The following is a 24,321-nucleotide window of genomic DNA, read 5'->3' on the forward strand; positions in this document are numbered from 1 at the left end:
ATCAGCGACAACGCCAGTGGCCGTCCCGGGTTTCGGGGAGGATCACCCGTTCCAATCACGGAACCGTGAGCAGGCATGCGCAGCAAGCATCTGAAAATATGAGTCATTTCGGCCCTTTCGCCCGAGGGCCTTGAGTCCTTAACGGGGCGTAAACCCCGGAAAAAAGAATCCCCGGGACTCTCCGGGTAGAATCGCCGGATGCTCCGGCCCATGAGAGCGATCCACCAGCCCCCCTACGAACGCGTGCAGCTCGCGCTTGCGGTTGCGCTGCTCGCGGCCTGCGCCGCGAACGTGGCGCTGGTCTGGTCCTGGCTCTAGCTTCCTCCTCACGCGGACCGGGTGCCGGCCTTACCGGACGGCGCACCCGGCGAAAACGCCGTGGCCCCGCCACGCCTGTAGCGATTGACGGTTCGGCCGTTCCTTCCATCATTGCCGGCAGAACGAGTGCCCGCTGCGGTCTGCGCGGACGGGCCGCCAAGCGGGGTGGAGATGGACATGATCGAGATGCTGAAGGAACGGGTCAACGGCGACGCCGGCCTGGTGCGGCGCGGCCGCTATCTCACCACGACATTCCTGCTCGAGATCGGCAAGACCTCCTGGCTGATCGCGATCCATGAGGGCCGGATCGTGTCGGTGACCAAGGGGCCATTCGTGATGCCGTCGTCGTCCTTTGCGCTGCGCACCTCGGACGAGGAATGGGACAGGTTCTGCGAGCTGAGGCCGCCGCCTGGCTCGAACGACCTGATGGCGCTGATCAAGCGCCGCGTGCTGAAGTCCGAGGGCGACCTGCAGATCTTCATGGCGAACCTGCGTTACTTCAAGGAAGCGTTCGGCAAGCTGCGCCGCGAGGGAGTGGCCGCATGAGCGCCAAATTCGAACCGATCATCGGCCGCTACATGCAGCTCGAACTGTCCGGCCGGGCGCACCGCGTCTACGTCGAAGAGGCGGGCGAGGGCACGCCGCTGCTCTGCCTGCACACCGCGGGCGCCGACGGGCGGCAATATCGCGGGCTGATGAATGATCCGCGCGTCACCCGCAACCATCGTGTCATCGCCTTCGACATGCCCTGGCACGGCAAGTCGTCGCCGCCGCAAGGCTGGCACGACGAGGAGTACCAGCTCACCTCGACGCAATACACAGCGATGATCCTCGCCGTGATGGATGCCCTCGACCTCGACAAGCCGATCGTGATCGGCTGCTCGATCGGCGGCCGGATCGCGCTGCACCTCGCGCTCGAGCATCCCGAACGCTTCCGCGCCATCATCGGCCTGCAGGCCGGCGCGCATGTCGATCCCTATTACGACCTGAATTTCCTGCACCGGCCGGACGTCCATGGCGGCGAGGTCGCGGCCGCCATCGTCTCCGGCCTCGTCGGGCCCGACGCGCCCGACAAGGAGAAATGGGAGACGCTGTGGCACTACATGCAAAGCGGGCCTGGCGTGTTCAAGGGCGACCTCTATTTCTACAAGATCGACGGTGACATCCGCGCCCGCGTCGCCGAGATCGACACCAAGCGCTGCCCGCTGTTCCTGCTGTCAGGCGAGTACGATTATTCCTGCACGCCGGCGGAGACGCTGGCGGTGGCCGGCAGCATTGCCGGCAGCGAGGCCACCATCATGAAGGGCCTCGGCCATTTCCCGATGAGCGAAAATCCCGGCGAGTTCTTGCAGCATCTGCTGCCGGTGCTGGAGAAGATCGGCGGACGCTAGAGCGCTGGCGCCGCCTAATCATGGTTTCGGCTGCATGCCCTGCAAAAAGCGAAGTGGGTTGAGCGGGCCAATCGGGATCAGTTCGAAGCTCATCATATGGGCTTTGCCCAAAGGCAGCTTTTCGAGCATCTCGTGCGCGACAGCCGGATCGGTGACGTTGATGATGAAGGCGACGCCCGGCTTTCCCTGGAGCGAGTACCACTGCTCGATCTTGCCATCGAGATAGAGCTCGACGGTTTCGCGAACTTCCTCCGGCAGGACAGCACGCACCTGCGATTGCTCAAAACCGGGATTGATGGTCCCTATCGCGAGGATTTTTGTCGTCGGCGTCGTTTTCATGGCGGCGCCTTGTGCGTTTGCGGCATTGAAGCCCGCAAGCCAGCCCACAAGTGCCAATGCGGCAGCAGCAACGAATTTCATGTTATCTTCCCTCTGTGTAGTATGACAAACTGCATATCCAAGTGGATGGCGTGAAGCGGCTGCGCTAGAGGTCTCGATGCTTCCGAAAGCTGAAGCGGCATATTTCGCGATTGCCGACATCTCCGGCTACACGAACTTCCTCGCAGCGGTCGAACTCGACCATGCGCAGGACATCATCGCCGATTTCATGGACGCGGTGGTGAAGGCGCTGCGCCCGCCATTTCGCCTCGCCAAGTTCGAGGGCGACGCCGCGTTCGTCTATGCGACCGGCGGGAACATCGACGGCTCGCTGCTGCAGGACGCGATCGAAGGCGCCTATTTCAAATTCCGCCGGCGGCTGCGCAGCGTCCGCCAGGCCTCATCCTGCGAGTGCCGGGCCTGTGTCGCGATGGGCGATCTCGATTTCAAATTCGTCATCCATCATGGCGAGATGGTGAAGCAGAGGATGGGCGGCCGGGAAGAGCTCGCCGGGCGCGACGTCATTCTGGTCCACCGGTTGCTCAAGAACACGGTGAGCGAGAAGGTCGGCGGGCGCGCCTACGCGCTCTATAGCGACGGCGCGATCCGCGCCATGGGCGTCGATCCGGTGGCGCAGGGTCTGATCGCCCATCACGAAACCATCGACATCATCGGCGACGTGACATTGTGGGCGCGCGATCTCGAGGCGGCGTGGCAGCAGGACGACGCGCAAACGCGGATGGAGGTGACGCGCGACGACGCGCACACTACGTTGGCGTTCGACATCGCCGCGCCGCGGCAGACGGTGTGGGAGTTTATCAGCGTGCCCGGGCAGTGGCGGAAATGGTGGGACGCTGACGACATCGTCGAGCATTCGGGCAAGGGACGGCGCGGTGTCGGCACCAAAAATCACTGCATGCACGGCAAGAATACCAACGTCGAGGAGACGCTCGACTGGCGTCCGGGCGATTACTTCACGGTCGCCATCACGCTTCCAGTCCCCGGCGCGCCGCGGATCGTGATGACCCGCGCGGTACTCGATGGCCCGGACGGAACGACCCGCTTGGAGCTGCGGATCGCTAAGCCGAAGCCGAAGGACAAAGCGTTCGTCGACGGCGCCGCGGCCAAATACGCCGAACGCATGACCCAGGCGATCGCCGGCTTGCGATCGATGCTGGAAGGCAAGCAGCCTGCATCTGGAACGATGGAAGAGCCGGCGCTGATGCAGTCGAGCGGACGCTTCCTGACCGAGCCGGTGAAGTCGGGCGCGCGAGGCTGATAGTCGACAAACGGTCCGGAGAAGGAGCGCCGGTTACTTACCGGAGCGCGGCAGTTCGCTGTTGTCGCGGATCGCGGCACGGACCTTGGCCATGGTCGTGGTGCAGTATTCCTCGCGCTCTTTCAGGAAGCGCTGCTGCTGCGCGCGGAAATTGGCAACCCGTTCCCGCACCTCGGACCCGAAGTCGCCGCGGATGTCGAGTTTCGGGAAATGCGGCGGCTGCGCCGCCGGTGGGACCTCGACGACCGTCACCGCCAGGGGCGGCGGAGCGGGGGGCAGGCCCTCGAGCACGGTCGGCACCGGGAGCGGGGGCGGCATGACGACCCTTGGGGTCTCCCTTGGGGCCTCGGCCGCAGGCTCGAACTCCGGCGCGACCTTTGTTTCCAAGGCGGCCTCTGTCTCCAGAGCGACCTTCTCCAAGACTGTCTCGGTCGCGGCCGCCGGGGCGGCCGGCTGCGGGGCGGGCGTCGCGGCGGGCCGCTGGGCGGGCGCCGGCAGCTCGGCGTCGGGCAGCTTGCCCTTCACCGACTGTACGAAGGCCATTGTCTGCGCGATCAGGAGATCGCGTTCTTTCATCCACTTCATGGCGCACCTTGAGCGCGCGGATTCCAGCAAAGCAACCGCGCGGAATCAAGCGTCGGCCATCATGATGGTTGACGAAGACGTCTGTTTCACAGGTGCGGTGACATAATTGTGACATTCCCGGGGCGGGAGGACCGTCAGCGCTGGCGTGGATTGGTGTTCGGGACGAACGGGGTACCGACGATCCGGACTGCAGTCTGACGATGTGCCGGCACTTGATTCGCAGTGGACCGGGGCGCGGCGTTGGCCGGCACAGGTGCCGGATCGAGCAGGGCGACGATGCCGGCAGCGGCCACGCTGAGCAGCGTGAAGCTGCCCAGAAGCAGTAAATTGCGGTTGGCCTCGCGTAGCCTCATGCGGGAAAATCGCCTGAGGGGGCATAATGTTCCGAACAAATCCTCAAGGCGTTTCGCGCAGTTTGGCCGCGGCCTGAGAAAGTGCCTTATGGATGCCGTCGAGAGCTTCCAACCGTGTCCCTTGCGTGTGAATTTTCTGACCGCGACCCGTGAGCGGGATGAGGCAGCCTTAGTGGGCGGTCACCGCCTCGACGGGCGCCGGTTCGGCGCTGCGGGCCTCGATCAGCTCGGCGTAGCGGCCATACTCCTCGGCCATTTCGAGCAGCTTTTCCCGCACCGCTGCGTCGGTGACCTGGCGGGCCAGCCGTCGCGCCTGATCGGACTGGAAGCGGTAATGTACTGCGTCGGACATGGTGGGCTCCTCACACATGTGTAAGGGCCATCCGGCAAAGGTTCATCAAGGCGTCATTGAAGGGTCTGGGGGCGTCCGGTCAGCGCGGTCGCGGTCGCGTTCCCTGCTTTGTCCTCGCGGACCTCGACCTCGAACCAGCCCATTTCCTTCAGCTCGCGTGCCTTCTTCTCGGCCGCATCTTCGCTGTCGCGCTTCAGCACGATTTGGCTGGTGCCATCCCGGGCAAGGATCAAATAGGTCATTGGCTGAGTCCCATCCCGCATTCTGCATACCCCGTTTTGGACCGCAAGGACAGAAGCAAGACGAGGCATGGGTGAAGCTACGGGGATGATCCCACGATTCCTGCCAAGGTGCGGCAGGTGCTGCGAGCCGGCCCCGGCGCGCCGGTCCGCAAGAGGCTTGCCCTCGCGCGGCGTGCGGGCGGAGCGGGTTGGCTGCTTGGCAAGCGCGGTCGTTGTCGTCGTTCGGCAGACAGGTGAGACGAATAAATGCAGGTGCGCCGCGATCGATGATGTGAAGCGCCGGCTGTGGACCGGAATAGTACGGCTCTCTCCGTGCTTGTGGGGAATCAAGCGAAGCGCTTTGATTGAGCAGCAAGTGCGTGTTCGGATTGCTCCTGGGGACGACGCTCGGCGTGAGCCGCAAAAAATCTGGATGGAGGACTCGATGCCCAGGCATTTCGGTTTGAAGGCAACATCCGCAGCAGGACGATCTGCATTCACGGGATCATCGCGAGATCTGCAGCAGCGGACTGCGTCGGCAGCAGCATCGAAGAACCAAGCCGCGGCCAGCGCACCAGCGTCAAAGCTCTCGGCCCCGTCCGCGGAGCTGCCGCTTTCTCCGGCGAGCTGGCGGGGCTGCCGTGGCCGGCGGTCCATCTCGCTGGACTGAAGATCCGCGCGACGAGGCATGGCCGCCCAGTCTTCATGGCTGGGACGGGTCGTATTTTTTCTCGCGCTTCAGGTCCATGCGTTCGATGCGTTCATCGATCAGTCGATTCAGCCTCTCGTCCTGCAACGAATCCCTCCTGAACAGCCCGCCATGCAGGCGATAGGCGAGGAGCAGCAGGACGACAGCCACGACCACGAGATAGTACGACCAGTCCATTGTCAGAACCGCGCCTGGCAGCCTCTATTGCCGCAATGCACCAAGGGTAGGGCGAGTTCGGGCGTCTTGTCCAACGCTATCCTCTGCCGGGCCTGCCGAACATGTTTCAAAACATCAATGGATGTAACAGCCGCAACATCGAGAGCGCCGGCAAACGGGGCCGAGGGGCGTTACCGGCGTGGAAGCGCAGCCCGGCTCAGTTGGAGCCCGCGAGGATGATCAGATTGTTGTAGACGGGCGTTGCGATGAAGGCGACCACATAGGCCATCTGGCGCTCGCTCTTGCCGCGCCACAGCATCCACATCACGAGATAGGTCAGGCCCAGCTTGGCAATCAGCCACCATTCACCCATCCACTCCTGAGTGAACCGCATGATCGGGTTCAGTTCACCCATTCCGCGCTGCAATATCTCGTTGGTGGTGATGAGATCCGAGTAGCCCATCAGCAGGGCTGAGACCAATAGCATTGCCTTCAGCAAAGATGTTCTCGCCCGCAACTGCTTTTCCGTCATCCGGTACCTGCCCGAAATCCGCGTGTGGCTCGTTGTGCCACAATTTTGCGGAATGTTTTCCGTAAGCGCAAGCCTCCGCGACCTGGTTGTCCAACGCTATGGCTTACAGACCGCGCTGCAAACCGCCGTTCGATGGCGTGCGCGCGATGGGCCAGCATGAGGGGCTGGTGCCGGCTGAGGGGATTGAACCCCCGACCTTCAGTTTACAAAACTGCTGCTCTACCGCTGAGCTAAGCCGGCGACATGGAATGATTTGCGGGCTCGCATAGCAGACTTGGCGGGCCAGAGCCAGAACCTGGGGGCCACAACCCGGGCGGCCGACGGGCCCTTTCGCCTCCATCGGCTGACAGCAAAAAGACGGCCCGAAGGCCGCCTTTTGCGCCGTCAGCGTTGCGTTTGAACTATTGGCAGGGGTGCTGGCGGCCGTCGCTGCCGCGGAACCAGGTGCCGGGGGTGCAGACAAGGCCGTTCTGCCGCACATATTCCGCGCTGCCCATCGGGGCACGGCCATAATAGTCGGGGCCGCCGAACGGGGCGGTCGCGATCGCAGCGGCCGTGCCGACCGCGCCGCCGACCACGCCGGCCGCGACGCCGGCGGGGCCGGGGTCATACCGGTTGTAGCTGCCTTGCCAGTCGCGGTCCCGCCGATAGCCGTGGTGGCGATAGGTGGTGCGCGTGGTGCCCGGTGCCATGGTCTGGCATCGAGCGTTCGGGTCGGCATTCGAGCAGCGCGCGGCGGTACCGATGGTCTGTTGCGCCATCGCGGGGCCGGTCAGTACCGAAGCGAGCAGGGCTGCTGCGCCGAGGAAGGCGCCGCGCATCTTGAGCTGTGTCATGCAAGGTCTCCTCTCGTCGTTGTGACGAGCTAATCTCGCCGCGCCGTGCCTGTTCCGACGCGGCCTTGGCCTGCGTTCAAACCAGTGTGAAGTTCCGCAACTCTCGCGCATGATGGGTTCCGGATCTGCTGCCTTTGACGGGAATTGCATGTACAGCGGTGTTCGATCTGATGTCGGCGCCAGCGCGGGGGATTGATGTTCGGAATCTTGAGTCTTGGCTTTCTGCTCGGCATGCAGCATGCGCTGGAGCCGGATCATATCGCAGCGGTATCGAGCATCGCAGCGCGGCGGACCCATGTCGGTGATATCGTCAAGCATGGCCTGACCTGGGGCCTCGGTCACACGCTGACGCTGTTCATTTTTGCCGGCGTGGCGATCCTGCTCGGTCGGGCGATCCCCGAAACGGTTTCGCAGCCGATCGAGACTGCGGTCGGCGTCATGCTGGTCGGTCTCGGCGCGCATGTGTGGTGGCGGTTATGGCGAGACCGCGTGCATTTCCACAGCCATTCGCATGGCGACACCACACACTTCCACGCCCATAGCCACGCGGGCGAGACCGGGCCGCATGTCAGTGCCGCGCACAGCCACGCGCACGGCTTCCGCTGGCGCACGCTGCTGGTCGGCCTGATGCACGGCATGGCAGGCTCGGCGGCGCTGCTGGTGCTGACGGTGTCGCAGGCGCCAAGCCCTGTGATCGGGCTTGGCTATGTCGCGCTGTTCGGCATCGGCTCGATGATCGGCATGGGCGTCCTGTCCAGCGTGATCGCGGTGCCGCTCGCGGCCTCGGCGCGCTGGCTGACCTGGGCCAATCGCGGCCTGCAAATGGCGGTCGGCGCGGTCACGATTGCGATCGGCATCCACTCGATCATCGAGAACGCCTTCACCTGACTTCACCTCGCTCGGGCTCGCCCAGCACGGCCGTTAACGATTTCTGATCCGGCTCGGCCGCATTGACCGGATGCCGATGCTTACGCGTTAGGCTTACCGGCAGTTTGGCCCGCGCCCTTAACCCTTCCGCCAAGCCGTTGGATTAGGCTGCACCTGGAACAATTCGGGACGCTGGGTGAACATGCGCGCAAGTCTTGCGCTGGCGATATTGGCTGCGATGAGCTCGACGGCGCTGGCCGGCGGCGGCTTCGACATTGTCGTGCCCAACCGGCCCGGCGTGCCCATCATCATCAACGGCGTCGACGCGTCCTACGCGGTGGTCGAAAGCGCGATGGGGCTTGCCCGCAACGACTCGCTGGTGCCGACCGTCTATGGCGGCCGCCCGATCGATCCGGTGCCGAATGTCGGCCACTACTATCCGAGCCTCGGCCACATGCCGGGTTACGGCCGCCTCGAGATCGAGCCGCCGGCCAACCGCCAGCTGCCCAAGCCTGCCGAGAGCTATCATGAATCATGGTCGGCGCGCTCAGCGCCGCTGCCGGCGCAATCCAACGTGCCGGTCGATCCGCCGCCGGTGATCTACGCCCCGCAGTTCAACGGGCCGCGGCCGCTGCCGGGTCCGCCGATGCGGCCACCGCGACCGAGAGGCCCCTAAATCAAGAGCCTTCGGGCAGAGGGCCCTTCATAGCCATCAAGAGCTACGCGACGACAACAAGACCTACAGGCAAGATTTACAGGAGAGAGTAATGCGTCAAATGATCAAAGGACTGATTGCGGCCGTGGCCGTCATGGTGACCGCGCCCGCAATGGCGTGCGGCTTCAACCCTTGCGGCTATTCCGCGCCCGTCGTGAATTACGGCTGCGGTGGCTGTGGTGGTTACGGCTATGGCTATGGCGGTTACGGCGCGGTCGAACGGCTGCCCGACCCGGATGCGGCCTATCCCGACGCTGCGCAGCAGTACTACTACGTCAACCAGGGACCGGCCTACACCGGCCCGGGCAATTGGGCGCCGCGTCCGTACTATCGCGAAGGCTATGGCCGTCCGTATTACGGTCATCGCCACTATGGCTACCGTCACTACTACCGGCCCTATCGTCCGCACTACGGCTATCGCTACGGCTACGCGCCGCATCGCTACGGCCATCCGGTGCTGCGCCGCTACTACTGATCCGGCGATTTGTCGAAGCCAGCAACGCCCGTTCGCACGACGCGAGCGGGCGTTCTTCGTTTGACAATTGAAGTCGCGTCACTTCCGGAAGGGGCGCGCCGCATCCACCGCAAGCGACTACCGCAGGTGCGCGCTGCCAAAATATCGAAAACAACCCCATGCAAAGGAGCTGGCGGCGTTCGAGGGGGCGACTTGACATGTCGGGCAAATCAGGGGTATATTTCGAATATTCCGAAATCATCCAGGCGCCCTTTGCAGGCGCCCTTTGCAGGCGCCCTTTGCAGGCGCCCTTTGCAGGCGCCCTTTGCAGGCGCCCTCTGGCCCGCAAGTGCTCCCATCAAGTGCTGCGGTCCTATCCAGATATCAAGCTAACCCATCAGCCCGAGCCGGCTGGCGCCGATATAGAGCGCGAGCGCGGCGGCGTTCGACACGTTCAGGCTCTTGATCTCGCCGGGCATGTCGAGGCGGGCGACGACGCGGCAGGTCTCGCGCGTCAATTGCCGCAAGCCCTTGCCTTCGGCGCCGAGCACCAGCGCGAGCGGCTGCTGCAATGGAACCTTGCCGAGATCTTCCGAGCCCTCGCTGTCGAGGCCGACGGTCTGGAAGCCGTGCTCGTTCAGCTCGTTCAGCGCGCGTGCCAGATTCTGCACGGTGACGACAGGCACCAGCTCGAGCGCGCCGGAGGCCGACTTCGCCAGCACGCCGGTCGCCTCCGGGCTGTGGCGGGCGGTGGTGACGATCGCCTTCACCGCGAATGCCGCCGCCGAGCGCAGGATGGCGCCGACATTGTGCGGGTCGGTGATCTGGTCGAGCACCAGCACGATGCCCTCCTGCGCCAGCGTGTCGATGCCGGGCGAGGGCAGGGGATCGGCCTCCGCCAGAAGCCCCTGATGCACGGCATCGGGGGTAAGGCGCCGGTCGAGGTCGCCGGGCCGGACGATCTCCGGAGTGACGCGGGTCGCGATGTTTTCCTCGGCGAGCCGCCGCGCCGCGTTCTCGGTGAGGTAAAGCTTGCGGATCTGCCGGTCCGGGTTGGCGAGCGCAGCTGCCACCGTGTGCCAGCCGTACAGAATCACCGGCCCGTCGGAACCGGATTCGCGTTCCCGCCGGCCTTGCGGGCGGGCGAATTTCGGCCCTTTTTGGAAGGGTTTACCGCCCTTGCCTCGGAAATTGGGTCTGCGGTCGCGATCGCTCATGTGAGGCTTGTGTCACGGCTCTCGAATATTGGCAATTTAACCGCCAAATAGGCGGCCCGCTTGGTTGACTTTGGGGACCGCCTTCCCCCATAAACGCGCCCGACCGCGCACCCGCTTCGGGTCGGCCGGTTATCAGCGTCATTTCGATGACCCGGTCCGCCGCCACTCGCGCGGCCGGTCTGATGCTGTTGGACGGGGGAGTGTCCCGAGTGGCAAAGGGAGCTGACTGTAAATCAGCCGCCTCATGGCTTCGCAGGTTCGAGTCCTGCCTCCCCCACCACGCTTCGCCCTGTCGGGCTACGCGTGGCGCAGCCCGTCAGGGCGAAGCGTGTCCGGCGTAGCTTGAGCGCAGCGAAAGCGAAGACGGACTGGCCGCACAATCCCGAACTCGCAAATTACGGCTGGGCAGGCCAGCAAAACTCCATCGTAGCGAAGTGAGGGAAGGCTGCCGCGCCGAAGCCCAAAAGGGCGAAGGCGGGCCTTGTCCGCAAAATCTGCTCGCTTGGCCCCCGTAATCGCTCTGACTGTCCCGATACGACCCGCGGTGGTAATCATCTATCGAACGGGATGGAGTTCAGAAATCGGGCAGGGCAATGCGACCGGAGCTACGGGCATTGACTGGATTGCGCGGAGTGGCGGCGATGGCCGTCGCGTTTGCTCACTTTCAGCTATTTTATCCCGGCTACGCCAACGCCCCCTTCATGTGGGGCAACGCCGTCGACCTGTTTTTCGTGCTCAGCGGCTTTACGCTGTCCTACGTCTATCGCCGCGAGGACTTCCAGTTCTCGAGCTTTTTCGCGGCTCGCATCGCCAGGATCTATCCGCTCTACCTTCTGACCACGGTCGTTGCCGGCGCGGCCATTGTCGTGCCGCTACAACTCAATCCAACAACCTACCCGCTCAAAGACACGATATCGGACTTCGCACTTCAGGCCTTGATGCTGAACGCCTGGCCTATCGGATCCGACGTTCATTGGAACGTGACGGCGTGGTCGATATCCTCCGAATGGTTCTGTTATCTCGTACTGTTCCCGCTGTTGCTCTTTCAGAAGGTGGCAAGGTCGGCAGCAATGAGGCTGCTCTGTATCGTCGTGCTGTCGGCGACGTCATACTCCATCTTCGTGCGTTATTACGATGGCAACCTCGGCACTGCCCAGATTTACCATGCGAATAGCCAATGGAGCTATTGGGTCGCTCTTCTCCGAGGGGTCTTCGGCTTCACGGCCGGCTGGGTCGTCTTCGCGTGCTACGAACGTCGCGACGGGCTCTACACCTTCTGCACACAGGCTTCGGCGTTGATTTGGTCAATGTTGATCGTCGGCGTTGTCCTGGCATACCGCGATCTCCTCAACCCGCAGGCGCTGGTGTTCATCCATCCGTTCGTCGTCCTTGCCGCGACCGACCAGGGATCGGCCACGTCGCGCCTGCTGGGATCAAGGCCGCTGCATTTTCTGGGCGTGATTTCGTACTCGATCTATATGACGCATTATATCCTCTTCGTGGGATACCTTGCTGTGTTCGGTCTGCCCAGTGCTTGGTCAGCCCAGACCTATGTCCTGTTGGCCTGTACAACCCTTGCCGTCTTCGCAGGCAGTTATTTCTTCTTCGAGCGGCCAGCGCGCGATGTCATCCGGAGCCTTCAACGCTTGCGCGCGGCGCAGACCAGCGCGTGACAGGCAGAGCTTTCCGTCGCGGCGGGCTGCTGGTTCCACTCCACCTAAAGTTTAAGTGGACACCGCAATCGCGCCAATTGTGTCTGCGCTACCAGAAGTGGTAAGCACTCGCCCTTACGCGGGAAAACCCGCGCAGCAAGGGCGCGGGAATGCGGCAGGAGCTACGGGCGTTGACCGGGCTGCGAGGGGCGGCCGCTATGGCCGTTGCTCTGGCTCATTTCAACAATGCCTTTCCTGCCAATGCCGGCGCCGCGTTCATGTGGCACAACGCCGTCGACCTGTTCTTTTGCCTCAGCGGATTCACACTGTCCTATGTCTACAGCCGCGAGACGTTCCGCTTTTCAGACTATCTGACGGCGCGCATTGCCCGCGTCTATCCGCTCTATGTGGTCTGCCTGATCGCCGCCGGCGCGCTCTACGTGTGGCCGTACCTGGTCGATCCAGTCACCTATCCCGCTGGCCGCGCTGCCCTGGACTTCGCGTTGCAGCTCACCATGCTGAATGCGTGGCCGGTGATCGGTACCGGCATGCACTGGGACGCACCGGCCTGGTCGCTCTCGGCCGAGTGGTTTTGCTATGTCGTGCTGTTCCCGTTGCTGCTGTTCTGGAACGCACCGTCCACGGTTGCCACCAGGTTTCTCGGCATCGTGGTTTGCTCCGCCGTCGGCTTTTGGCTGTTCGCGCGCTACTATTTTGAGGGCAGCATCGGTCTGAGCGTCCCGGAAAGCCAGTTGAGCTATTGGGTCCCGGTGGTGCGGGCAACCTGCGGATTCGTGTCGGGCTGGCTCGCCTTCGCGAGCTTCCAGCGCTGTGACGGGCTTCATGCCGCGTGCACGCGATTTTCCGGCGTGATCTGGTGCGGCGTCGGGCTCATTGTGCTGCTGGCCTATTGCGGGCTGATCAACCCGCAGATGCCGGTGTTGCTGTGGCCGTTCGTGGTGCTTGCTGGAACCGGCGAGGATTCGCTCAGTTCACGGCTGCTTGGATCGAAGCCGATGCACTTCCTCGGCGTCATCTCCTACTCGATCTATATGACGCATTTCATCATCCTGATCACGTTCATGGCGAGGTTCGGCCCGCTCGACATCTGGTCCTTGGCGATTTTCGGCCTGCTGGCCGGGACGACTATCGTCGTGTCGATCGGTACGCATTTTGTGCTTGAGGTGCCGGCGCGCGATGCGATCCGCGGCCTGCGGCGCTTGCGTCAGGCTCCGGCAAGCACGTGAGAAGGCTCGATCATGCGAGGCCGCGCGGTCACGCGGTAGTCAGGCAGGATGCGGCTGCGGCACTCAGGACTGGCAACGTTCCATAGTTGGGTGCCATCCGATCCTCACGCCCGCAGCGTGCGCCGGAGCAATCCGGCGAAATCCTGCGCCACCTGGGAGGGCGCTTCGTGGGTGGGGGAGAGGATGGCGATCTGGTACTGGATCCGCGGTTTGAGCGGGCGAACGACAAGGCCCTCGGTGAAGGGCTTGCTCACCACCGGATCGATAATCCCGACGCCGCGGCCCTCAGTGACCAGCTGGCACGCGGTCGAGAAGAACTCCGTCTCTGCGACCACGTTCCAGCGTGCGCCGTATTCGGAGAAGGCCGACGCCAGCTGGTGGTAGATCGGGTCGCCGCGGAACAGCGTCACGAACGGCACGCCGTCGAGGTCATCAGGGGTGATCTGCTTCAGCTTCGCAAGCGGATGCGCGTGCGGCAGCATGCACATGCAGTCATATGAGAACACCTCCATGTGCGAGGTCGGATAATCCAGCGGCAGCTCGGCGACCGCGAGATCGAATTGCTGGGTCGAGATCAACTCCCGGACGGTCGCGGAATTCCGCGTAATGATCTTGATCTGCAGCTCCGGCTTGTTTTTGGCGAATTGCGACAGCAGCCGCGGCAGCAGGTTGATCGAGATGCTCGGATAGGCGGCGATCGCAAGATGACCGCGCCGGCCGGACCTGATCTCGGCGGCAACGCGCGACGCGTTCTCGGCAGCTTCGAGCGCGCGCGCCGCCTCGACATAGAACAGCTTGGCTTCCGGGGTCGGTTGCAGGCGGCCGCCGCGCCGCACGAACAGGTTAAGGCCGGTCTCGTGCTCGAGGCCCGCGATCATCGTGCTGATCCCGGGCTGCGACATGCCGAGCAGTTCGGCCGCTCTGGTCATGGTGCCGTGGAGCATCAGGGCGCGGAAGCATTCAAGCTGTCTGAGGCGCATCGGACGACTATACGAATACGTTATAATGGACACAATTAATATTATTAGAATTACATCACCAGCGGTGCTCCAATGGTGCGTCAGAGCCTTGAGGAGACATCACGTGAACGCTGCAACCGCCGATCTCACCCGCGCCCGTCTGATCCCAGCCCGCAATGGCGTCGCGGCCCGTCTGAAAGCGGGAGAGACCGTCACCGTGGTCAACACCCATGGCAAGCAGGTGGTCGACACCTGGGCCTTCAATGCCGGCGACACCGGCGAGTTCATGTCGATGGAGCACAGCCGCGCATCGATGCTGCGGCTCATTCCCCGCGTCGGCGATACGCTGACGACCAACCGGCGCCGTCCGATCCTCACATTCGTCGCCGACACGACGCCGGGAATCCACGATACGTTGATCGCGGCATGCGACATTCACCGCTATCGTCAGCTCGGTGCCGCCGGCCATCACGACAATTGCACGCAGAATCTGGCGCACGCGCTCGAGGCGGTCGGCCTGTCGGCCGCAGTGACGCCGGCCCCGCTGAACCTGTTCATGAACGTGCCCGTCACCGACAACGGAGAGTTGGACTTCAAGTCGCCGGTCAGCGAGGCCGGGCAGTATGTGGCGCTGCGCGCCGAGATGGACCTGGTCATCGTGTTCTCCGCCTGTCCGCAGGACATGGTGCCGGTGAACGACATGCGGCCGACCGACGCGCATTTTCTCATCGCCTGATGCGGCCGCGCGGAGAACCGATCATGCGCAAACTGCCGCCGCTCAATGCCGTCCGCGCGTTCGAAGCCGCGGCGCGCCACGAAAGCTTTACCGCCGCCGCCAACGAACTCTGCGTCACGGTGACGGCGATCAGCCATCAGGTCCGGCAACTCGAAGCGATCCTCGGACACAGGCTGTTCGAGCGCTCCGGCCGCGCGGTCGTGTTGACCGCGGAGGGGCATGCGCTGTTCCCCATGCTGCGCGACGGCTTCGACCGCATGGCCAGCGCGTTCGCCGCGATCCGGCCGCCGGCTGACGGCGATGCGATCACCGTATCGACCACGCGCGCCTTTGCCGAGCGCTGGCTGATGCCACGGCTCGCGCGCTTCAACGCGGCATTTCCTCACCTCGTGGTCCACATCGATGCGACCGAAGAGGTGCGGGCGCCGGGCACCGAGGGCGTCGATCTGGCGATTCGCTACGGACGTGTCGACCGCGCCGGCGAGACGTCGGTGCTGTTCAGCGATAGCTACATTGCGGTTGCGGCAAGTGCGATCTGTCCGCCCGGTGCCCGTCCAGCCATCGACGACATCCGTTCGCGCTCGCTGCTGGCGTTCCGCTGGAAGAACGCCGCGCTGGATTCGCCGGCGTGGTCGGCCTGGCTTGCGGGGGCCGATCATGATCCCGGCCGGGACTTCCGCATCTCCTGGTACAGCGAGGAGCCGCTGGCGCTGCACGCCGCCGAGCGCGGGCTCGGTCCGCTGTTGTGCAGCGATGCGCTGGTGGACGAGCAGTTGCGCGAGGGCACGCTGCGCCGGCTCGACGGACCCGCACTTGCAGGCTTCGCCTATCGGCTGGTGGATGCGCCGAGCGCTGCCCGGCGCAAATCGGTCACGGCGTTCATCGATTGGCTGCGGGCAGAGGCCGCGGCATTCCGGGCGGCTCCCGGACAGGTCATGACACGGGCTGCGTGAAGTAGGGCAGGGTCTCGACGCGGACCTGGTAGGTGCCTGCCTTGACCAGGCCGTCGAGATGCGCAGCGATTTCCTCGAGCGATGCGAACCAGACCTTGCGCTCGCCGACGATCCGCTCGAGCCAGCGCTCCACCACGCGCCAGCGCGCAAGCCGGCCGGTCAGGAACGGGTGCCAGATCCCCATCCAGAAACCGCCGGCCTCATAGGCGGCCTCGAATTCCTCGAAGGAGGCGGCAAGGCCATCGCTCGGCGATTTGACCGGCATCATGTAGCCGATCTCCGCGTAATGGGCGAAAGGCGGCCAATCGTCCGATCCCCAGTGCGGCGGCATCTCGTAGAGCGATCCGCGCGCGGTGCGCATCTGGTACGGGATGTCGTCGGCCATCAGCGACGAATCGTAGACAAAGCCGTGCTCGATCAGGAGATCGATCGTGGTCTGGTTGGCATTGTAGACCGGCGCGCGGTAGCCGCGCGGCTTGCGTCCGGTCATCGCGACATGAACCGCGAGGGCGCGTTCGAAGGCCTCGCGCTGCTGCGCCGAGGAAATCTCCGTCGGATCCTCGTGGATGTAGCCGTGATGGCCGATCTCGTGGCCACCCCTGAGGATCGCCTCGACCGCATCCGGATAGCGCTGCATGGTCCAGGCCGGCATGAAGAACGACTGTTTCAGGCCGAGGCGGCGATAGGTCTCAAGGATGCGCGGCACGCCGACGGTCGGGCCGTATCGTCCCATCGTGATCGGATAGAGCCGGTCGAACGAATCGTTCGGCCGGGCGATGTGGATCAGGCTGTCGGCGTCGACGTCGAACGTGATCGCGCAGGCGCAGCGCGCGCCGTTCGGCCAGGGGATGGGATTCTTTATCATCGGATTATCCTCGCGCAGCCGGCGAGAGGCCGTGCTTCATTCCGCCGCAACATTAACAGGCCCGTCGATTCCAAGACACTGCCGGACCAGCACCGGGATCGCGGTGAAGGCGTCGGCGAGCGACCGGCGGTAGCGCTCATCGTTGAACTCCTGGTAGTCGACCGCGATCAGATGGCTCTCCTGCACCCCGAGATAGTGGGCGCAGGTGAAGATATGGGTTTCCAGATGGTTCATGGTCTCCCGCACCCCGCCGGGACCGAAGCCGAATTCGCCGCGCGAGCTCAGCACCACCAGCGTCTTGCCGCGCATGATCGGATCGAGCGGAAAGTCGCCGCGTGCGAGATCGAAGCTGAAGGTCTTGTCGATCCGGATCACCTTGTCGAACCACGACTTCAGCGCCGCCGGCATGCCGTAATTGTGCATCGGCGCCCCGATCACGATCACGTTGGCGCGTTCAAGCTCGTCGATCAGCTCGTCGGAGAGACGAAGCTCGTCGTGCTGCTCTGCCGTGCGGTCGCCGGGTGCGGTGAAAGCCGCGGCCACCCACGCCTCCGTGATGAGAGGCGGCGGGTTGCGGCCGACGTCGCGCGAGATGATCGTGGCGCCGGGCTCGTGCGTCAGCCAGTGCTCGACAAACGATCCGGAGAGCTTCCGGCTGACCGAACGGTCGCCGCGCGGACTGGCATCGATATGCAGAAGTGTCGTCATCCCTGACCTCGGCTGATTGGGGGCAATGCGTCGGCTCCACAATGACCGAGTGCAGCGGGCTGCGTGATTGACGAATCCGGCAGGCGAGTTGAGAAAATCTCAACAGTGAAGCGGCGCGCCATTGTGGCGCGGTGAGCGGGCGTTGCCGCAGCCCGATTTGTCCAAATCCGCAATGCAGACTTCACTCTCGACATGGTCTCAACCCGGCTTGAGGATTTCTCATTATCGTCTCATCGCCGCCTGCTGCTCAGATGCCCCATCCCGGCCCAAAGCCAATGCGCCGGACAAACGGGGGAAACATGTTGCTCAAGCAGACACAGCTTCCGGCGCAGGATGAAGCCGGCTTCGATGCCCACGGAATTGAGCCGGTGCCGGCGGCGCACCGCACGTCGTCGGCGTTCGATCAGTTCTGGATCTGGACCGGCGCGAACATCGCGCCGATCAACTGGGTGCTCGGCGCGCTCGGCATCCAGCTCGGCCTCAGCCTGCTGCAAACGCTTGCCGTCATCGTCGTCGGCAATCTGTTCGGCGCGGCGCTGTTTGCCGCCTTCTGCCTGATGGGACACCGCACCGGCGTGCCGCAGATGGTGCTCGGTCGGCTGGCGTTCGGCCGCCGCGGCGCCTACCTGCCGGCGCTCGCGCAGGTGCTGATGCCGATGGGATGGGTCGCGATCAACACCTGGATCGTGCTCGACCTCTGCATGGCCGCGCTCGAGCGGATGGGAATCGGCGGGGGCGTCGAGCTCAAATACGCGATCGCGGTGCTGGTGATGCTGTTTCAGGTCGGCATCGCAGCCTGGGGCTTCAACGCCATCAAGGTGTTCGAGCGCTACACCATGCCGGTCATTCTGCTGATCATGGCCGTCATGACCGCGCTGGCCTTCCTGCGCGTTGACGTCAAATGGCAGTCCGCTGGTGTGACCGGCATGCCGGCCTTCGCCGCGGCGACGCAGCTGATGACGGCGATCGGTATCGGCTGGGGTATTTCGTGGCTCACCTATGCCTCCGACTATACCCGCTTCACCAGGCCCTCGCTCGGTGCCGCCAAGGTGTTCCGGGCGACATTCCTCGGCATGTTCGCCCCGACCGTCTGGCTCGCTTTCCTGGGCGCTGCGATCGCGTCCGCCGGCGCCGGCTCCGATCCGTCGAAGCTGATCATCGCCGCGTTCGGCACCATGGCGCTGCCGGTGCTGCTGGTGCTGCTCCATGGCCCGATCGCAACCAACATCGTCGTGATCTATTCGGCGGCGCTGTCGTCGCTGGCGCTCGATCTGCGGCGGCCGCGCTGGGTGATCTCGGTGGCATCAGGCCTGATCGCCTCCGCGATCCTCTATGGCTTCCTGCAATCGGGCGATTTCGCCCATGCCTTCGACAATTTCATGGTCGCCCTGATCGTCTGGATCAGCCCGTGGGCCGGGGTCACGCTCGCCGACTTCTACCTCGTGCGACGCGGCCGGATCGATGTCGCCTCGCTTTACGACGAGCCGGGTCAGGGCCACGATTTCAACTGGGCCGGGCTGATCGCCTTCGCCGCCGGCTTCGTGGCGGCGTGGGCGTTCCAGATGGGCACGATCGGGGCGATGCAAGGTCCGCTGGCGCTCGCGACCGGCGGGGTCGACCTGTCGTGGCTCACGGGGATCGGCGTGGCAGCGGTGAGCTACCTGGCGCTGCATCGGCTCTTTGGACGTCCGTTGGCGCGGAACGGTGCGTTGCCGGCTGCGGACGAGGCATCGATCGAGCCCGCGCCGACATCGACCTGACGGGGCACACCTTGCGCCTGTTCACTCCATGCGCGCGAACAACTCCACCAGCGTCTCGCGCAGCCAGCGCTGCGCGGGCACGGTGTCGTTGCGCTGGTGCCAGAACAGGCTGACGATGCGTGGCGGCGCGGGAAGGGGCACCGGCACGGCGTGCAGATGCGGCGCCTGGCGGGACTGCGCGCTGAGATCGCGCGGCAGCACGGCGATCAGGTCGGACTGCCGCACGATCTCGTAGGCGGCGTTGTAGTGATTGACGATGGCGACAAGGTTGCGCGACAGCCCGCGCGAGGCGAGGAACTGATCGTAGGTCGGCGCCGTCCGGCCGGCGAGGCTTACGTCGACATGCTTGGCGTTGAGGAAGCTGCGCACGTTCAGCCGGCTCCGGTTCGCGAGCGGGTGATCCCGTCGCATGAAGCAGGCATAGTCGACCGTCCACAACGAACGCGAACGGATCAGTCCCGGATGCTGGGCCTCGTTGACATAAACGCTCAGCACGCAATCGACGCGGTTGTCCTCGAGCTGGTCGGCGATCCCGATGATGGTGTTCGGTGCGGTCCGCAGCCGCGCGGTCGGCGCCATCTCGGCAAAGCGGTTCAATAGCCGCGGCATCACCAGCGATGCCACGTAATCCGACATCGACAGGCTGAACTCGGTCTGCGCACTGCGTGAATCGAAGACCTTCTCGTCGAGCGCGCCGCGGATGCTTTCCAAGGCACCGCCGATCGGATCCCACAATGCCACGGCCCGCTGGGTCGGGCGGATCCCGGTGCCGGATCTGACGAAGAGGGGATCTCCCAGCGCGTCGCGCAGCCTCGCAAGCGCGTTGCTGACCGCCGGCTGGGTCATGGTCAGCGCGCTGGCGGCGCGGGTGACGCTGCCCTCGGTCATCAGCGCCTCGAAGACTTTCAACAGGTTGAGGTCGAGCGTGCGGAAGGACAGGGGCAATATTCACCGTGGTGATGTACCAGATAATAATTATAAATTATTCCGATAATGCCGATTTGTCTATCATTCCCCTCGCTGACCCTGCGGCGTGTGCCGATCGCGGGGCGGAGGGGGGCTATTTCATGTCGATGATTTCGGCGCGCATCGAGCGCCTGCCGTTCGCGCGTTTCCATGTGCACCTGCTGCTGATGGGTGGCCTCGGCTATCTGTTCGACGCGATGGATGCCGCAGTGCTGGCGTTCATCCTGCCGGTGCTGCGCACCGCCTGGGGGCTGACCAATGTCGAGACCGGCGTGCTCGGCAGCAGCACCTTCGTCGGCTATCTCTTTGGCGCGCTACTGGCGGGGACGCTGGGCGATTTGATCGGCCGCCGGGCGGTGATGATGTCGGCGCTGGCGCTCTACAGCGTGGCCTCGCTGGTCAGCGCGGCGGTGGATAGCTGGCCGGCGTTCTTTGCCGCCCGCGTCGTCGCCGGCATGGGCACCGGCGCGGAAAGCGCGATCATCGCGCCGTATCTCGCGGAGTTCGTGGCGCGGCGTTACCGCGGTGCCTTCACCGGCGCGCTCGCCGGCTTCTTCTCCTTCGGCTTCGTCGCCGCCGCCTTGCTCGGCTATTTCATCGTGCCGGCCTACGAGAACGGCTGGCGTATCGTGCTCATCATCACCGCGGTGCCGGTCGTGATGCTGCTGTGGTGGCGAAGGTCGCTGCCGGAATCGCCGCGCTGGCTGGAAAGCCGCGGCAGGGCGAAGGAGGCCGAAGCGGTGCTCGACAAGATCGAGGCTGTCTTCGCGCGCGAAGGCCGCGTGCTGCCGGCTCCGGTCCCCGAGCCCGTGCTGCCTGCCGTATCGTCGGGAACGCTGCTGAGCAATTTTGCGGCGCTGCTGGCCGGCCGCCAGGCCCGCATCACCACCATGACCTGGATCATGTGGCTGTCGATCACCTTCAGCTACTATTCCTTCTTCGTCTGGATTCCGGGCCTCTTGGTGCAGAACGGCATGAGCATCACCAAGAGCTTCGGCTATTCGCTCGCGATGTATTGCGCGCAGGTGCCCGGCTATTTCACCGCCGCTTTCTTCAATGAACGGATCGGGCGGCAGGCGACGATTGCGACCTATATGCTGCTCGGCGGCGTCAGCGCGCTCGGGCTCGCCTTTGCCAGGAGCGATGGTGAGATCATGACGGCTGGCCTGCTGCTGTCGTTCTTCATGAACGGCACCTATGCGGGCGTCTATGCCTACACGGCCGAGGTGTTCCCGACATCGATCCGCACCACCGGAGCCGGGCTCGCATCCGCGATCGGCCGCATCGGTGCGATCGCAGCGCCGATCCTGGTCGGCTACCTCTATCCGAACTTCGGCTTTGCCGGCGTGTTCGGCGTCACCACGTCGGTCCTCTTGATCGGCGCGCTCACCGTCGTGCTGATGGGCGTGCCGACGCGCGGCCGGTCGCTGGAAGATATTGCAAGCGAAGCGGCGTGACCCCGCCGGCCGCGTCCTGACAGGAGACTCTCATGCCAACAATTCTCTTCAAGAATGCCGCGCTGCTCGACCCGCTGCGCTCCGACCTGCTCGAAGGGCACCACGTGCTGGTCGAGGATCGCTTGATCAAGGAGGTGTCCGACCGGCCGATCGAGGCTTCGGCCCATCGGGTCATCGACCTCAAGGGCAAGACCCTGATGCCCGGCCTGATCGACCTGCACGTGCATGCGGTCGCCGTCGAGCTCGATTTGTCGCAGCAGGCCCGGATGGCGAACGTGCTGGTGACGCTGCGCTCGACCATGCTGTTGCGCGGCATGCTGAAGCGCGGCTTCACCACCGTCCGCGATGCCGGCGGCGCCGGCTATGCGCTGAAGCAGGCGATCGACACCGGCCTGACCGATGGTCCGCGGTTGTTCGTCTCCGGCCGCGCGCTCAGCCAGACCGGCGGCCATGGCGACGGGCGTGCCCGCTCGGATTATCTGGCCGATCCGACCTGCTCCTGCTGCGTGCGGGTCGGCGCCATCGCGCGCGTCGTCGACGGCGTCGATGCGGTGCGCAAGGCGGTGCGCGAGGAGCTGCAGATGGGCGCCGACCAGATCAAGATCATGGCCTCCGGCGGCGTCGCTTCGCCGACCGATCCGATCGGCGCCTACGGTTATTCCGAGGACGAGATCCGCGCCATCGTCGCGGAGGCGAAGGCGCGGCACACCTATGTGCTGGCCCATGCCTATACCGCGGAGGCGATCGAGCGCGCGGTGCGCTGCGGCGTTCGCACCATCGAGCACGGCAATCTGATTGATCTTCCGACCGCGCGCCTGATGGCGGAGAAGGGCGCCTATGTGGTGCCGACCCTCGTCACCTACGAGGCATTGGCCAATGAGGGCGCGAAATACGGCCTGCCCGCGGCGAGCGTCGCCAAGATCGCCGACGTGCGCGACGCCGGCCTGCGCTCGCTCGCGATCTATCGCGAGGCCGGCGTCAAGATGGGGTTCGGCACCGACCTGCTCGGACCGTCGCAGCGCTTGCAGAGCGACGAGTTCCGCATCCGTGCCGAGCTGCTCGGCCCGCAGGCGGTGATCGCGAGTGCGACCGTCGTGGGCGCCGAAGTGCTCGGCATGGAAGGCAAGCTCGGCCGGATCGCGCCGGAGGCCTTCGCCGACCTGCTGGTCGTGGAAGGCAATCCGCTGCGCGATGTGACTTGTCTGCTCGGCCAGGGCGAGCATATTCCGATGGTGATGAAGGCAGGCCACGCCGAGGTGGACCGGCTGGGCGAGTAAGCGCCTGAGCACGCTCGCGGGCAGAGCGCTCGTTCTCGCGGCGTCACGCGGAAGCTGGTGACGCCGATTTAACCGATCACATTGCTCTTGGCAGCGTTGACGCGGCGGGGCGGAAGCACGACATATCGCGTGCCGACCCCACCCGCCGCTCCGGAGCCAGCCATGAACGCGCCCAACATCGATTCCGTCACGCCGCAGTCCGACGGCGACGTTGTGAACTGGCTGACCAACGAAACGCGCGACCAGCGATTCATCGACAACATCTTCGCCGAGCTGTGCCTGCGGCTGCAGCGCACCGGCATTCCGCTCAAGCGGGCGACGATGAATCTGCTGATCCAGCATCCGCAATGGCTCGGCGCCCGGATCATCTGGGCCGACGGGAAGCGCGAGGCTGAGATCACGCGGGTGGACTACGATGTCCAGCAGCGATCGGAATATATCGGCAGTCCGGTCTATGAAATCCATCAGGGCGCCGGCGAGGTGCGCGAGAAGCTCGAACGCGACCCGTCACAGGGCCGCAAGCACGCGCTCTTTGACGATATGCGCGCGCAGGGCCTGACCGACTATGTGGCCTGGCCGCTGCTGCATACGCTCGGCAAGCGGCATGTCGTGACCTTTGCGACCGACCGTGCCGGCGGCTTCGATGAGGCTGATATCGCCGAACTGCGGAAGGTGATGCCGGTGCTGGCGCTGGTCAGCGAGATCCGGATGAAGAACCGCCTGGCGCGGACGCTGCTCGAGACCTATGTCGGGTCGCATGCCGGCGAGATGATCCTGGCCGGTGCCACGCGGCGGGGCAGCGGCACCACGGTACGTGCCGCGATCATGATCTGCGACCTCAGGGATTTCACCCGGATATCGGACTCCTGGCCGCGCGATGACGTTATCGATCTCCTGAACGATTATTTCGATGCGATGTCGGAGCCGATCGCGCGGCATGGCGGGGAAATCCTGAAGTTCATCGGCGACGGGCTGCTCGCCATTTTTCCGCTCAGCGACCCCAAGGCCTGCGCCAACCTGCTGCATGCGGTGGCCGAGGCGCGGCTGGCGATGGCGGCGCTGAGCGAAAAGAACAGCATGATGGGCCGGGCGCCGATGAACTACGGCATCGGCGTTCATGTCGGCGACGTCATGTACGGCAATATCGGCTCGCGCAGCCGGCTCGACTTCACCGTGATCGGTCCTGCGGTGAACATGGCCTCGCGCCTCGAAGCGCTGACCAAGCAGTTGAAAAGGAACGTGCTGCTGTCGCGCGCATTCGCCGATCTGGTCGAGCATGATTTCGCGCTCGAGCATGTCGGCGAGCATGCCGTGCGCGGCTTCAGCGAGCCGATCGAGCTATTTGCCTATAACGGTTGAAGTCTGACCGGCCGGAAAT

The 24,321-nt window shown here is 64.6% G+C and carries 27 protein-coding genes and 2 tRNA genes; 15 read left to right on the top strand and 14 right to left on the bottom strand.

Annotated elements, in window-relative coordinates; translation table 11 throughout:
- Positions 1 to 495 precede the first annotated feature (495 nt).
- Together QDT69_RS28285 and QDT69_RS28290 are read left to right on the top strand one after the other, a co-directional pair.
- A complete protein-coding gene (locus tag QDT69_RS28285) occupies positions 496 to 864 on the top strand; it encodes a hypothetical protein (protein ID WP_279709749.1) in 369 nt (122 codons plus the stop codon).
- Positions 861 to 1,709 (top strand): alpha/beta hydrolase, encoded by an 849-nt coding sequence (locus QDT69_RS28290; RefSeq protein WP_279709750.1) that lies wholly within the window; start codon positions 861 to 863, stop codon positions 1,707 to 1,709. The genes QDT69_RS28285 and QDT69_RS28290 overlap by 4 nt, the downstream gene beginning before the upstream one ends.
- A gap of 18 nt (positions 1,710 to 1,727) precedes the next feature.
- Here QDT69_RS28290 and QDT69_RS28295 read toward each other — a convergent pair whose 3' ends face one another.
- Positions 1,728 to 2,129 (bottom strand): hypothetical protein, encoded by a 402-nt coding sequence (locus QDT69_RS28295; protein ID WP_279709751.1) that lies wholly within the window; start codon positions 2,127 to 2,129, stop codon positions 1,728 to 1,730.
- Positions 2,130 to 2,205: 76 nt separating this feature from the next.
- Between QDT69_RS28295 and QDT69_RS28300 the strand changes: the two genes are divergently transcribed.
- Complete coding sequence (locus tag QDT69_RS28300; RefSeq protein WP_279709752.1) at positions 2,206 to 3,366, top strand: DUF2652 domain-containing protein; 1,161 nt, start codon at positions 2,206 to 2,208, stop codon at positions 3,364 to 3,366.
- A gap of 33 nt (positions 3,367 to 3,399) precedes the next feature.
- Here the strand turns inward: QDT69_RS28300 and QDT69_RS28305 are convergent, their stop codons facing one another.
- From QDT69_RS28305 to QDT69_RS28340, 8 genes are all read right to left on the bottom strand, one after another.
- Complete coding sequence (locus QDT69_RS28305; RefSeq protein ID WP_279709754.1) at positions 3,400 to 3,951, bottom strand: hypothetical protein; 552 nt, start codon at positions 3,949 to 3,951, stop codon at positions 3,400 to 3,402.
- Between the two features lie 134 nt (positions 3,952 to 4,085).
- Positions 4,086 to 4,304 (bottom strand): hypothetical protein, encoded by a 219-nt coding sequence (locus QDT69_RS28310; protein WP_279709755.1) that lies wholly within the window; start codon positions 4,302 to 4,304, stop codon positions 4,086 to 4,088.
- 169 nt (positions 4,305 to 4,473) lie between these two features.
- Positions 4,474 to 4,656, bottom strand: coding sequence for a hypothetical protein (locus QDT69_RS28315; protein ID WP_279709756.1), 183 nt, complete (start codon positions 4,654 to 4,656; stop codon positions 4,474 to 4,476).
- A 53-nt stretch (positions 4,657 to 4,709) separates the two neighbouring features.
- Positions 4,710 to 4,898, bottom strand: coding sequence for a hypothetical protein (locus tag QDT69_RS28320; RefSeq protein ID WP_279709757.1), 189 nt, complete (start codon positions 4,896 to 4,898; stop codon positions 4,710 to 4,712).
- Between the two features lie 682 nt (positions 4,899 to 5,580).
- Positions 5,581 to 5,763 carry a hypothetical protein gene (locus QDT69_RS28325; protein WP_279709758.1) on the bottom strand — a complete coding sequence of 61 codons (183 nt, stop codon included), beginning with the start codon at positions 5,761 to 5,763 and terminating at the stop codon, positions 5,581 to 5,583.
- 196 nt (positions 5,764 to 5,959) lie between these two features.
- Complete coding sequence (locus QDT69_RS28330) at positions 5,960 to 6,241, bottom strand: DUF5658 family protein (RefSeq protein WP_279709759.1); 282 nt, start codon at positions 6,239 to 6,241, stop codon at positions 5,960 to 5,962.
- Between the two features lie 198 nt (positions 6,242 to 6,439).
- Positions 6,440 to 6,514, bottom strand: a tRNA-Thr gene (locus tag QDT69_RS28335).
- Between the two features lie 161 nt (positions 6,515 to 6,675).
- Positions 6,676 to 7,110, bottom strand: a complete 435-nt coding sequence (locus tag QDT69_RS28340; protein WP_279709760.1) for a hypothetical protein — start codon at positions 7,108 to 7,110, stop codon at positions 6,676 to 6,678.
- Positions 7,111 to 7,305: 195 nt separating this feature from the next.
- On the opposite strand from QDT69_RS28340, the gene QDT69_RS28345 reads away from it, so the two are divergent.
- The 3 genes from QDT69_RS28345 to QDT69_RS28355 all read left to right on the top strand — a co-directional run bounded on the left by QDT69_RS28345 (position 7,306) and on the right by QDT69_RS28355 (position 9,167).
- The gene (locus QDT69_RS28345) at positions 7,306 to 7,998 is read left to right on the top strand and encodes an urease accessory protein (protein ID WP_279709761.1); all 693 of its coding nucleotides are present in this window, start codon (positions 7,306 to 7,308) and stop codon (positions 7,996 to 7,998) included.
- 181 nt (positions 7,999 to 8,179) lie between these two features.
- Positions 8,180 to 8,653 carry a hypothetical protein gene (locus QDT69_RS28350; protein ID WP_279709762.1) on the top strand — a complete coding sequence of 158 codons (474 nt, stop codon included), beginning with the start codon at positions 8,180 to 8,182 and terminating at the stop codon, positions 8,651 to 8,653.
- 91 nt (positions 8,654 to 8,744) lie between these two features.
- Positions 8,745 to 9,167, top strand: coding sequence for a hypothetical protein (locus QDT69_RS28355; protein ID WP_279709763.1), 423 nt, complete (start codon positions 8,745 to 8,747; stop codon positions 9,165 to 9,167).
- 368 nt (positions 9,168 to 9,535) lie between these two features.
- On the opposite strand, the gene rlmB is transcribed toward QDT69_RS28355, so the two are convergent.
- On the bottom strand, positions 9,536 to 10,363 hold the full coding sequence (gene rlmB / locus QDT69_RS28360) for a 23S rRNA (guanosine(2251)-2'-O)-methyltransferase RlmB (RefSeq protein WP_279709764.1): 828 nt from the start codon (positions 10,361 to 10,363) through the stop codon (positions 9,536 to 9,538).
- A 194-nt stretch (positions 10,364 to 10,557) separates the two neighbouring features.
- On the opposite strand from rlmB, the gene QDT69_RS28365 reads away from it, so the two are divergent.
- The 3 genes from QDT69_RS28365 to QDT69_RS28375 all read left to right on the top strand — a co-directional run bounded on the left by QDT69_RS28365 (position 10,558) and on the right by QDT69_RS28375 (position 13,262).
- Positions 10,558 to 10,643: transfer RNA gene (locus tag QDT69_RS28365), tRNA-Tyr, on the top strand.
- 313 nt (positions 10,644 to 10,956) lie between these two features.
- Positions 10,957 to 12,036: an acyltransferase gene (locus QDT69_RS28370; protein ID WP_279709765.1), complete on the top strand. Its 1,080-nt coding sequence runs from the start codon at positions 10,957 to 10,959 to the stop codon at positions 12,034 to 12,036.
- 149 nt (positions 12,037 to 12,185) lie between these two features.
- Positions 12,186 to 13,262, top strand: a complete 1,077-nt coding sequence (locus QDT69_RS28375) for an acyltransferase (RefSeq protein ID WP_279709766.1) — start codon at positions 12,186 to 12,188, stop codon at positions 13,260 to 13,262.
- 104 nt (positions 13,263 to 13,366) lie between these two features.
- Here QDT69_RS28375 and QDT69_RS28380 read toward each other — a convergent pair whose 3' ends face one another.
- Positions 13,367 to 14,242 (bottom strand): LysR family transcriptional regulator, encoded by an 876-nt coding sequence (locus QDT69_RS28380; protein WP_279709767.1) that lies wholly within the window; start codon positions 14,240 to 14,242, stop codon positions 13,367 to 13,369.
- A gap of 103 nt (positions 14,243 to 14,345) precedes the next feature.
- Here QDT69_RS28380 and QDT69_RS28385 point away from each other — a divergent pair, with 103 nt between their 5' ends.
- Positions 14,346 to 14,957, top strand: a complete 612-nt coding sequence (locus QDT69_RS28385) for an urea carboxylase-associated family protein (protein WP_279709768.1) — start codon at positions 14,346 to 14,348, stop codon at positions 14,955 to 14,957.
- Between the two features lie 23 nt (positions 14,958 to 14,980).
- Positions 14,981 to 15,910 (top strand): LysR substrate-binding domain-containing protein, encoded by a 930-nt coding sequence (locus tag QDT69_RS28390; protein ID WP_279709769.1) that lies wholly within the window; start codon positions 14,981 to 14,983, stop codon positions 15,908 to 15,910.
- Here the strand turns inward: QDT69_RS28390 and QDT69_RS28395 are convergent.
- The gene (locus QDT69_RS28395; RefSeq protein ID WP_279709770.1) at positions 15,891 to 16,775 is read right to left on the bottom strand and encodes a polysaccharide deacetylase; all 885 of its coding nucleotides are present in this window, start codon (positions 16,773 to 16,775) and stop codon (positions 15,891 to 15,893) included. The two genes, QDT69_RS28390 and QDT69_RS28395, sit on opposite strands and share 20 nt — an antisense overlap.
- Before the next feature lie 36 nt (positions 16,776 to 16,811).
- Positions 16,812 to 17,483: an NAD(P)H-dependent oxidoreductase gene (locus tag QDT69_RS28400; protein WP_279709771.1), complete on the bottom strand. Its 672-nt coding sequence runs from the start codon at positions 17,481 to 17,483 to the stop codon at positions 16,812 to 16,814.
- A 299-nt stretch (positions 17,484 to 17,782) separates the two neighbouring features.
- Here QDT69_RS28400 and QDT69_RS28405 point away from each other — a divergent pair, with 299 nt between their 5' ends.
- The gene (locus tag QDT69_RS28405) at positions 17,783 to 19,243 is read left to right on the top strand and encodes a cytosine permease (RefSeq protein WP_279709772.1); all 1,461 of its coding nucleotides are present in this window, start codon (positions 17,783 to 17,785) and stop codon (positions 19,241 to 19,243) included.
- Positions 19,244 to 19,264: 21 nt separating this feature from the next.
- Here QDT69_RS28405 and QDT69_RS28410 read toward each other — a convergent pair whose 3' ends face one another.
- A complete protein-coding gene (locus QDT69_RS28410) occupies positions 19,265 to 20,188 on the bottom strand; it encodes a LysR family transcriptional regulator (RefSeq protein ID WP_279709773.1) in 924 nt (307 codons plus the stop codon).
- Between the two features lie 122 nt (positions 20,189 to 20,310).
- On the opposite strand from QDT69_RS28410, the gene QDT69_RS28415 reads away from it, so the two are divergent.
- The 3 genes from QDT69_RS28415 (at position 20,311) to QDT69_RS28425 (ending at position 24,302) form a co-directional block, all read left to right on the top strand.
- Positions 20,311 to 21,666: an MFS transporter gene (locus QDT69_RS28415; RefSeq protein WP_279709774.1), complete on the top strand. Its 1,356-nt coding sequence runs from the start codon at positions 20,311 to 20,313 to the stop codon at positions 21,664 to 21,666.
- A gap of 32 nt (positions 21,667 to 21,698) precedes the next feature.
- Entirely contained in the window at positions 21,699 to 22,943 is a 1,245-nt protein-coding gene (locus QDT69_RS28420; RefSeq protein ID WP_279709775.1) for an amidohydrolase family protein, read from the top strand.
- 162 nt (positions 22,944 to 23,105) lie between these two features.
- Positions 23,106 to 24,302, top strand: coding sequence for an adenylate/guanylate cyclase domain-containing protein (locus QDT69_RS28425; RefSeq protein WP_279709776.1), 1,197 nt, complete (start codon positions 23,106 to 23,108; stop codon positions 24,300 to 24,302).
- The last annotated feature ends 19 nt before the right edge of the window (positions 24,303 to 24,321 follow it).

Source organism: Bradyrhizobium sp. CER78, from assembly GCF_029846235.1.
Taxonomy (GTDB): domain Bacteria; phylum Pseudomonadota; class Alphaproteobacteria; order Rhizobiales; family Xanthobacteraceae; genus Bradyrhizobium.